10 protein-coding genes are annotated in these 8226 nt (G+C 63.1%); 5 read left to right on the top strand and 5 right to left on the bottom strand.

Annotated features, from left to right (window positions below):
- Nucleotides 1-89: 89 nt before the first annotated feature.
- Complete coding sequence (locus CO655_RS23870) at nt 90-347, bottom strand: DUF1150 family protein (RefSeq protein WP_008524631.1); 258 nt, start codon at nt 345-347, stop codon at nt 90-92.
- A gap of 47 nt (nt 348-394) precedes the next feature.
- Nucleotides 395-820: an Hsp20 family protein gene (locus CO655_RS23865; RefSeq protein ID WP_010032703.1), complete on the bottom strand. Its 426-nt coding sequence runs from the start codon at nt 818-820 to the stop codon at nt 395-397.
- A gap of 295 nt (nt 821-1115) precedes the next feature.
- Here CO655_RS23865 and CO655_RS23860 point away from each other — a divergent pair, with 295 nt between their 5' ends.
- A complete protein-coding gene (locus CO655_RS23860; RefSeq protein WP_097667069.1) occupies nt 1116-2060 on the top strand; it encodes a nucleoside hydrolase in 945 nt (314 codons plus the stop codon).
- A gap of 42 nt (nt 2061-2102) precedes the next feature.
- Here the strand turns inward: CO655_RS23860 and grpE are convergent, their stop codons facing one another.
- Nucleotides 2103-2735 (bottom strand): nucleotide exchange factor GrpE, encoded by a 633-nt coding sequence (grpE, locus tag CO655_RS23855; protein WP_097606839.1) that lies wholly within the window; start codon nt 2733-2735, stop codon nt 2103-2105.
- A gap of 111 nt (nt 2736-2846) precedes the next feature.
- Nucleotides 2847-3935: a heat-inducible transcriptional repressor HrcA gene (gene hrcA, locus CO655_RS23850; protein WP_010032692.1), complete on the bottom strand. Its 1089-nt coding sequence runs from the start codon at nt 3933-3935 to the stop codon at nt 2847-2849.
- Nucleotides 3936-4060: 125 nt separating this feature from the next.
- Between hrcA and rph the strand changes: the two genes are divergently transcribed.
- From rph to hemW, 4 genes are read left to right on the top strand one after another with little or no spacing between them, the layout of a single operon-like run.
- Nucleotides 4061-4780, top strand: coding sequence for a ribonuclease PH (gene rph, locus CO655_RS23845; protein ID WP_010024267.1), 720 nt, complete (start codon nt 4061-4063; stop codon nt 4778-4780).
- The gene (locus CO655_RS23840) at nt 4777-5202 is read left to right on the top strand and encodes a VOC family protein (RefSeq protein ID WP_097667067.1); all 426 of its coding nucleotides are present in this window, start codon (nt 4777-4779) and stop codon (nt 5200-5202) included. The genes rph and CO655_RS23840 overlap by 4 nt, the downstream gene beginning before the upstream one ends.
- Nucleotides 5203-5847 (top strand): RdgB/HAM1 family non-canonical purine NTP pyrophosphatase, encoded by a 645-nt coding sequence (gene rdgB / locus CO655_RS23835; RefSeq protein ID WP_097667065.1) that lies wholly within the window; start codon nt 5203-5205, stop codon nt 5845-5847.
- Nucleotides 5848-5856: 9 nt separating this feature from the next.
- Nucleotides 5857-7059 (top strand): radical SAM family heme chaperone HemW, encoded by a 1203-nt coding sequence (hemW, locus tag CO655_RS23830; RefSeq protein ID WP_097667063.1) that lies wholly within the window; start codon nt 5857-5859, stop codon nt 7057-7059.
- 60 nt (nt 7060-7119) lie between these two features.
- Here the strand turns inward: hemW and CO655_RS23825 are convergent, their stop codons facing one another.
- Nucleotides 7120-8202 (bottom strand): saccharopine dehydrogenase C-terminal domain-containing protein, encoded by a 1083-nt coding sequence (locus tag CO655_RS23825; protein ID WP_097606835.1) that lies wholly within the window; start codon nt 8200-8202, stop codon nt 7120-7122.
- Nucleotides 8203-8226: the final 24 nt, after the last annotated feature.

Below are 8226 nucleotides of genomic sequence, written 5' to 3'. Positions count from 1 at the left end.
GGTGGCCCGAAGGGTCGGATGAGGGGGCCTCACGGCACAGCACCAACGACGATGAAGCAGCGTCGCGACAATTAGGCACTTTTCGACGGTCAGTGCAGGCTGACCGTCTTCAGTTCGTCCTCGGCGGCCTTGAAGAAGGTGCTGGAGCGGTTGTCCGTCAAGAGGATCGGCGTGCCGTCGGCGCCGAAGAGTGCCCAGAGATCGACGTTCGGATCGATATCCGGCGCCTCGGGGAAACACTTGGCGACCTCTTCGGTGCGCATTTTTCTGATGTAGGCGACCTCGCCGTTGCCGATGTGGGCAAGCTCGGATTTGGTCAAGTGAGACGTGGCTTCTTTCATCAACATTCCTGTTCCTCCGGAAGAAGGGACCAACGGTTCGACAAACCGTTGTGCTACTGTGAAACCGAAATGTTAATTTTCTTGACCATGCGCGCGGGTTCCGGACGAATTAGATCGACGGAGAGCAGGCCGTTCTTCAGGCCGGCGCCGAGCACCTGCATGCCGTCGGCAAGAACGAAGGTGCGCTGGAACTGGCGGGCGGCAATGCCGCGATAGAGATAATCCCGCTCGCCCTGCTCCACCTGGCGGCCGCGGATCACAAGCTGGTTCTCCTCGGTGGAGACGTCGAGTTCCTCCTCGCTGAAGCCGGCCACCGCAAGGGTGATGCGCAGACGTTCCGGCGCGCCGCTGTCGGCGGCGATGCGTTCGATATTATAGGGCGGATATCCGTCGCTCGCCTTGGAAATGCGCTCCAGCGTCTTTTCCATGGCATCGAAGCCCAGAAGCAGCGGGCTGGCGAAAGGGGTAATGCGGCTCATCTCTTTTCAAGTCCTTGATGCAAGCGACCATCCCGGACCTCAAGCGCAGCATCCGGATGCCGCTAATATGGGGACAGGACCCCGGCGCTGCAAGGCACAGGCGGGTTGTCGGGGACGCCGCCCCGATTTTAAGCCCTCCCAAGTTTAAGATGGCCGGCGCCCGCCTGCTTGCTTGACAAAGCGGCCATCGCCTCGCATCAAAACGTGCCCCGTGCGAAATGTGCTGATTTGTGACGGGAAATGAACAAGTGGTGCATGCCGCAGCAACCGGCATGGCGAGGACGGGACGGTCGCAATGGCAAGTGCAAGAAAAATCATCATCGACACGGATCCCGGCCAGGACGACGCGGCCGCCATCATGCTGGCCTTCGGCAGCCCCGATGAGCTGGAGGTACTGGGGATCACGACGGTCGCCGGCAACGTGCCGCTTTCGCTGACCAGCCGCAATGCGCGCATCGTCTGTGAGCTCTGCGGCCGGCCGGAGACGAAGGTTTTCGCCGGCGCCGACAGGCCGATCGCCCGCAAGCTGGTGACTGCGGAGCACGTGCACGGCAAGACCGGCCTCGACGGCCCCGAACTCACCGAACCGACGATGGCGCTGCAGCCGGGCCATTCCGTCGACTTCATCATCGAGACGCTGCGCCGCGAGCCGGAAGGCACCGTGACGCTCTGCACGCTCGGGCCGCTCACCAATATCGGCATGGCCTTGCAGAAGGCGCCGGATATCGCACCCCGCATCCGCGAGCTGGTGATGATGGGCGGCGGCTTCTTCGAGGGCGGCAACATCACGCCGGCGGCCGAGTTCAACATCTATGTCGATCCTGAGGCCGCCGACATCGTCTTCCGCTCGGGCGTGCCGATCGTGATGATGCCGCTCGACGTGACGCATCAATTGCTGACCCGCAAGGACCGGGTGAAGCGCATGGCCGAGATCGGCACGGCGCCGGCACAGGCGATGGTCGAGATGCTGGAATTCTTCGAACGCTTCGATATCGAGAAATACGGCTCCGACGGCGGGCCGCTGCATGACCCGACGGTCGTCGCCTATCTGTTGAAGCCGGAGCTTTTCCAGGGCCGGGACTGCAATGTCGAGATCGAGGTCCGCTCTGAACTCACCGTCGGCATGACCGTCGTCGACTGGTGGCATGTGACGGATCGCAAGCCCAATGCCAAGGTGATGCGCCATGTCGATGCGGACGGTTTCTTCGATCTTCTGATCGAACGCTTCGCCCGCATCTGATCTTTGGTTTTCCTTCTCTCACAAGAGAGAAGGAAAACGACTTCAGGCGTCCTTCTCGTCGAAGACGGAATTGGTTTCGGCTTCGGCCGGCTTCGGGCCGCCCTTGGCGACACCGACCATGGCTGGGCGCAGCACGCGCTCGCCGATGGTGAAGCCCGCCTGCACGACCTGGACGACCGTGTTGTTCGGCACTTCCGGGTTCGGCACCTCGAACATCGCCTGATGGAAATTCGGATCGAACTTCTGGCCGACCGGCTCCAGCTTGCGCACACCATGGCGCTCGAGCGCCGACAGCATGGCACGTTCGGTCATCTCGACACCTTCGATCAGCGTGGTCAGGCCGGCATCGGCAGTGGCCTTGGCCTCCGGAGAGATGGCATCCAGCGCCCGGCGCAGATTATCGGAGACGGCGAGCATATCGCGGGCGAAACCGGCGACGGAATAGGACTTGGCGTCCTTGACCTCGCGCTCGGTGCGGCGGCGCAGATTGTCCATCTCGGCGGCAAGGCGCAGATAGCGGTCGCGCAGGTCGCTGTTTTCGGCTTTCAGAAGCTCAAGCGGGTCTGGCTGGGCGGTCTCTTCCTGCACTGTATCGTTCTCGACGTAGGCGGCGGCGTCGGCTGCGGCATCGGCCGCAGTTGCGTCAGGTCCGTTTTTCGTCGTTTCATCGGTCATGACGGTCTCCGGTTGGTGTCTTCAGATGCGCCCGATATCGAGGTTTGACCGAAAAAAATCAAGTCTGCGTGACAAAGAAGAGAAAATTCCGCGCCTTCTTCGGCGACGTTCTTAAAGCGGATTGCGCGAAAGGCGGGAGACGAGCTGGGCGGTGTAATCCACCATCGGCACGATGCGGGAATAATTGAGCCGCGTCGGGCCGATGACGCCGACGGCGCCGACGATCCGGTCGTCCTCGTCGCGATAGGGCGCGACGATCAGCGACGAGCCGGACAGCGAGAAGAGCTTGTTTTCCGAGCCGATGAAGATGCGCACGCCCGAGCCGCTTTCGGCCAGATTGAGGATCTCAATCAAGCTGTCCTTCTTTTCGAGATCGTCGAACAACATGCGCAGCCGGTCGAGATCCTCGGCGCCGCCAAGGCCTTCGAGCAGGTTGGCGCGGCCGCGAATGATCAGCTGGGCGGGCTTACCCTCATCAGGGCTGCCGGCCCAGACGGCAATGCCGCGCTCGACGAGATCGCGCGACAGCGCATCGAGCTCGTGTCGGACATCGTCCTTGAGCCTGCTCAATTGTTTGCGCAGCTCCGGCAGGGTCTGGCCGGACATGTGCGCATTGAGGAAATTCGCCGCCTCCGTCAGCTGCGAGGAGGTGACGCCGGCCGGCAGCTCGATGATACGGTTTTCCACCTGGTCATGATCGCCGACGAGCACGGCGAGCGCCTTTGTCGGCTCGAGCCGGATGAACTCGACATGCTTCAGCACTGGATCGCTTTTCGAGGTGATGACGAGGCCGGCGCCGCGCGAAATGCCCGACAGCATGCGGCTCGCCTCGTTCATCATCGATTCCACCGGATTGCCGCCGCTTTCCGCCCGCACCTGGCGGTCGATATTGGCGCGGTCCTCGGCGGAGAGATCGCCGACCTGCATGAAGGCATCGACGAAGAAGCGCAGGCCGATCTGGGTCGGCAGCCGGCCGGCGCTGATATGCGGCGAATAGATCAGGCCGAGCTCTTCGAGATCGCTCATGACGTTGCGCACCGAGGCCGGCGACAGCGACATCGGCAGGAGGCGTGACAGATTGCGCGAGCCGAGCGGTTCGCCGCTTTCCAGATACCCTTCGACGATGCGGCGAAAGATTTCCCGGGAGCGCTCGTCCAGCACGGCAACGGCATCCGAAACCGACGTCGACCTGATGCCCATGAACCTCTCGAACCCAAACTGATGATGCTTCCGAAAATATAGTCAAACTCGCCGCCGTGGCAAAAGGGAATTTGCAAATGGGCGCCGCCAATCGTAGAAGCGGTCAGCAACTCCAGGAGATAAGAATGCGGCCTTCAGGCAGAAAAACCGACCAGATGCGCAAGGTCTCGTTCGAGCGCAACTTTTCCAAGCATGCGGAAGGCTCCTGCCTGGTGAAGTTCGGCGATACGCATGTGCTCTGCACCGCAAGCCTCGAGGACAAGACGCCGCCGTGGCTGCGCAATACCGGCAAGGGCTGGGTGACGGCCGAATACGGCATGCTGCCGCGGGCGACCGGCGAACGCATGAAGCGCGAGGCCGCGGCCGGCAAGCAGGGCGGCCGCACCCAGGAAATCCAGCGGCTGATCGGCCGGTCGCTGCGCGCCGTCGTCGATCTGCAGGCGCTCGGCGAACGGCAGATCACCCTCGATTGCGATGTCATCCAGGCCGATGGCGGCACGCGGACCGCATCGATCACCGGCGGTTGGATCGCGCTTTACGATTGCCTGAAATGGATGGAAAGCCGCAACATGATCAAGGTCGACCGGGTCCTGAAGGATCATGTCGCCGCCATCTCCTGCGGCGTCTTCGCCAGCCAGGCGGTGATCGACCTCGATTACCTCGAGGATTCCTCGGCTGAGACCGATGCCAATTTCGTCATGACCGGCGCCGGCGGCATCGTCGAGATCCAGGGCACGGCCGAAGGCACGCCGTTTACCGAAGAGGAATTCACCTCGCTGATGGGTCTTGCCAAGAACGGCATCGGCGAACTCGTCGCCCTGCAGAAGCAGGCGATTGCGGGATGAACCCCATGCTGGAAGGCATGCTGGAAACGGCGCTCTATGCGCGGGATCTCGATGCGGCGGAGGTCTTCTACGAAGACGTTCTCGGACTTGAAAAGATCACCCGTGCGGCCAACCGGCATGTCTTCTTCCGCTGCGGCCCCGGCGTGCTGCTGATCTTCAACCCCGAGGAAACGGTAAAGCCGCCGGCGCCCAATGCCCTGCAGGTGCCGCCGCACGGCACGAGCGGCGAGGGCCATGCCTGCTTCCGGGTCGCCGGCCGCAATATCGATGCGATGGCCGAACGGCTGAAAGCGGCAGGTGTGGCGATCGAATCCGAGGTGCATTGGCCGAACGGCGGCCGCTCGATCTATTTCCGCGATCCGGCCGGCAACAGCCTGGAATGCGCGGAGGCCAAAATCTGGGGCATCGAACAGGATATCTGAATGCGCAAGCTTGAAACGAAGACCATCGTCGTCGCCAGCCACAATGCCGGCAAGATCCGCGAGATCCAGGAACTGATCGGGCCGCTCGGCTTCACCGCCAAATCGGCGGCCGAGCTGAATTTCGTCGAGCCCGACGAGACCGGCACCAGCTTCGAGGAGAATGCGACGATCAAGGCGGTCGCCTCGGCCAGTGCCGCCGGCATGCCGGCGCTGTCGGACGATTCCGGCCTGGTGGTCGACGCGCTCGGCGGCGATCCCGGCGTCTACACCGCCAATTGGGCGGAAAGAGCCGACGGCACGCGTGATTTCGACATGGCGATGGCGAAGGTGGAAAAGGCGCTGCAGGAAGCAGGCGCCACGACGCCTGAACAGCGCACCGCGCGTTTCGTCAGCGTGCTCTGCCTCGCCTGGCCGGACGGGCATACCGAACTCTTCCGCGGCGAAGTGGAGGGCAATGTCGTCTGGCCGCCGCGCGGCACGCAGGGCTTCGGCTACGATCCGGTCTTCCAGCCGGAGGGCTACGGCGTTACCTTCGGCGAGATGAGCGGCGAGGAAAAACACGGCTGGAATTTCGGCAAGCCGCAGGCGCTGTCGCACCGGGCGCGCGCCTTCAAACTCTTCGTCGAAACCTGCCTGGAGGCATAAGATCTGTTCGTGGGCAATTTCGATACGCCAGGCTCCTCGCGCGATGCGACGCTGCTGCCCGATACCGGCGAGCCCGGCTTCGGCGTCTATGTCCATTGGCCCTTCTGCGCGGCGAAGTGTCCCTATTGCGACTTCAACAGCCATGTGCGCCACCAGCCGGTGGATCAGGAGCGCTTTGCCGCCGCCTTCCTGAAGGAGACGGCGGCGGTGCGGGCGATGAGCGGGCCGAAGACGGTGACGAGCATCTTCCTCGGCGGCGGCACACCCTCGCTGATGCAGCCGGAAACGGTTGCCGCCATTCTCGACGGCATTGCCCGGCACTGGCACGTGCCTGATGGTATCGAGATCACCATGGAGGCCAATCCTTCCAGCGTCGAGGCCGAGCGCTTCCGCGGCTACCGGGCGGCCGGCGTCAATCGCGTCTCGCTCGGCGTGCAGGCGCTGAACGACCGGGACCTGAAATTTCTCGGCAGGCTGCATGACGTCGCCGATGCGCTGAAGGCGATCGTCCTCGCGCGCGACATTTTCCCGCGCATGTCCTTCGATCTCATCTATGCCCGGCCGGACCAGACGGTCGAGGACTGGGAAAGGGAGCTGAAGCAGGCGATCGCCTATGCGGTCGATCATCTGTCGCTCTATCAGCTGACCATCGAGGAAGGCACGCCCTTCTACGGCCTGCACAAGGCGGGCAAGCTGATCGTGCCGGATGGCGAGCAATCGGCCGTGCTCTATGAGGCGACGCAGGAGATCACCGCGGGTGAGGGCATGCCCGCCTATGAGGTTTCCAACCACGCCCGGCCGGGTGCGGAAAGCCGGCACAATCTGACCTACTGGCGTTACGGCGATTATGCCGGCATCGGGCCGGGCGCGCAAGGCCGGCTGACGCGCGGCCGCGAAAAAATCGCGACGGCGACCGGGCGCAAGCCGGAAGCCTGGCTCGACATGGTCGAGCGCGACGGCCACGGCATTCTCGACGAGGAGCGGTTAGGCTACGAGGAACAGTCCGACGAATTGCTGCTGATGGGGCTGCGGCTCAGGGAAGGTGTCGATCTCGCCCGCTGGCAGCAGCTTTCCGGCCGCGAGCTCGATCCGAAGCGGGAAGAGTTTCTGCTCGAACATAAATTCATCGAGCGGATCGGCAATTCACGGCTGCGCTGCACACCGGCGGGCATGCTGATCCTCGATTCCGTCGTCGCCGATCTCGCCTGCTGATATCGGACAACGGATTGTTTCCGGCGCGGCGATGACCTTACCGCCGCGCCGAAATCATCTTCAGCCGTGATTGGTAGCACCCGCCTTGAACAGGCTGCCGGTCGGCGTCTTCAGGAACATCTCCAGCGGAATATGCTCCTGATGCAGGAAGCCGGTCGCCGGCAGCAGCCCGTCACGGACCATCTCGATGACGGCGACGACGGAGGCCGACGTCGTCCAGGCGATCGCCGTGCGGCGCGCGCCGGCAATCTCGATCGGATAATAGGCGCGCACGAATTCCTTGCGGCGCAGGCTGCCATTCTCCGTCCCCTCGGCGGCGACGTGGACATAGACGACGTCGTCTTCGACGGGCGGCTTGGCATTGGTCAGAATCTCGCCGGCGAGTGCGCGCTTGTCGCGCATCAGAAGCTCATGGAAGAAGAAGTTCATCAGCTCCATATGGCCGGGATAACGCATGGTCTTGTAGTCGAGATTGTCGATCTTGCCGAGCATGGTGTCGCACATGGTGCCGAGGCCGCCCGAGGTGGTGAAGGCTTCGAGCTTGACGCCGCCGACATAGATGGTCTCGTGCCATTCCATCGGCGAGACCAGCTTGCGCACACCGCCCTCGATGACCTCGCAATCGTTCAGATATTCGTTGACGACGCCTTCCGGCGACCAGTTGAAGGCATAACCGAGAAGGCCGGTCGGATGCTGCGGCAGGGCGCCGACGCGCATGCGGATCGAGCGGCAGCGCTCGAAGCCGTCGGCAAGGCTTGCGCCGACGATGCCGACGAAACCCGGCGCCAAGCCGCATTGCGGCGCCATCAGGCCGCGGGCCGTCTTCGACAGTTCGATGATGAAGTTGGTTGTGGGAACGTCTTCGGTCAGATCGAAATAATGGATGCCGGCAAGATGGGCGGCGCGGGCCAGTTCGATGTTCAGATGGTAAGGAAGGCAGGAGAGCACCGCCTCGACAGTGGAGAGCAGTTCGCCAATCACCTGAGCGTCGGAAATATCGCCGGTGCGGCACTTGAACGGCAGATCGCCCAGCGGCAATTGCGCATCGACGCCGATGACGTCGAAGCCGCCTTCATGCAACAGCGTCGCCGCCAGCCGTCCGACCTTGCCCAGGCCGACAACGGCAATCTTTTTGAAACTCATGCATATCCTCCCACGCGCCCGCTT

This window comes from Rhizobium sp. M1 (assembly GCF_002531805.1).
Classification (GTDB): Bacteria; Pseudomonadota; Alphaproteobacteria; order Rhizobiales; family Rhizobiaceae; genus Rhizobium; species Rhizobium etli_C.
Note: the sequence above shows the minus strand (reverse complement) of the source record. Positions and strands in the feature narration are given on the sequence as shown.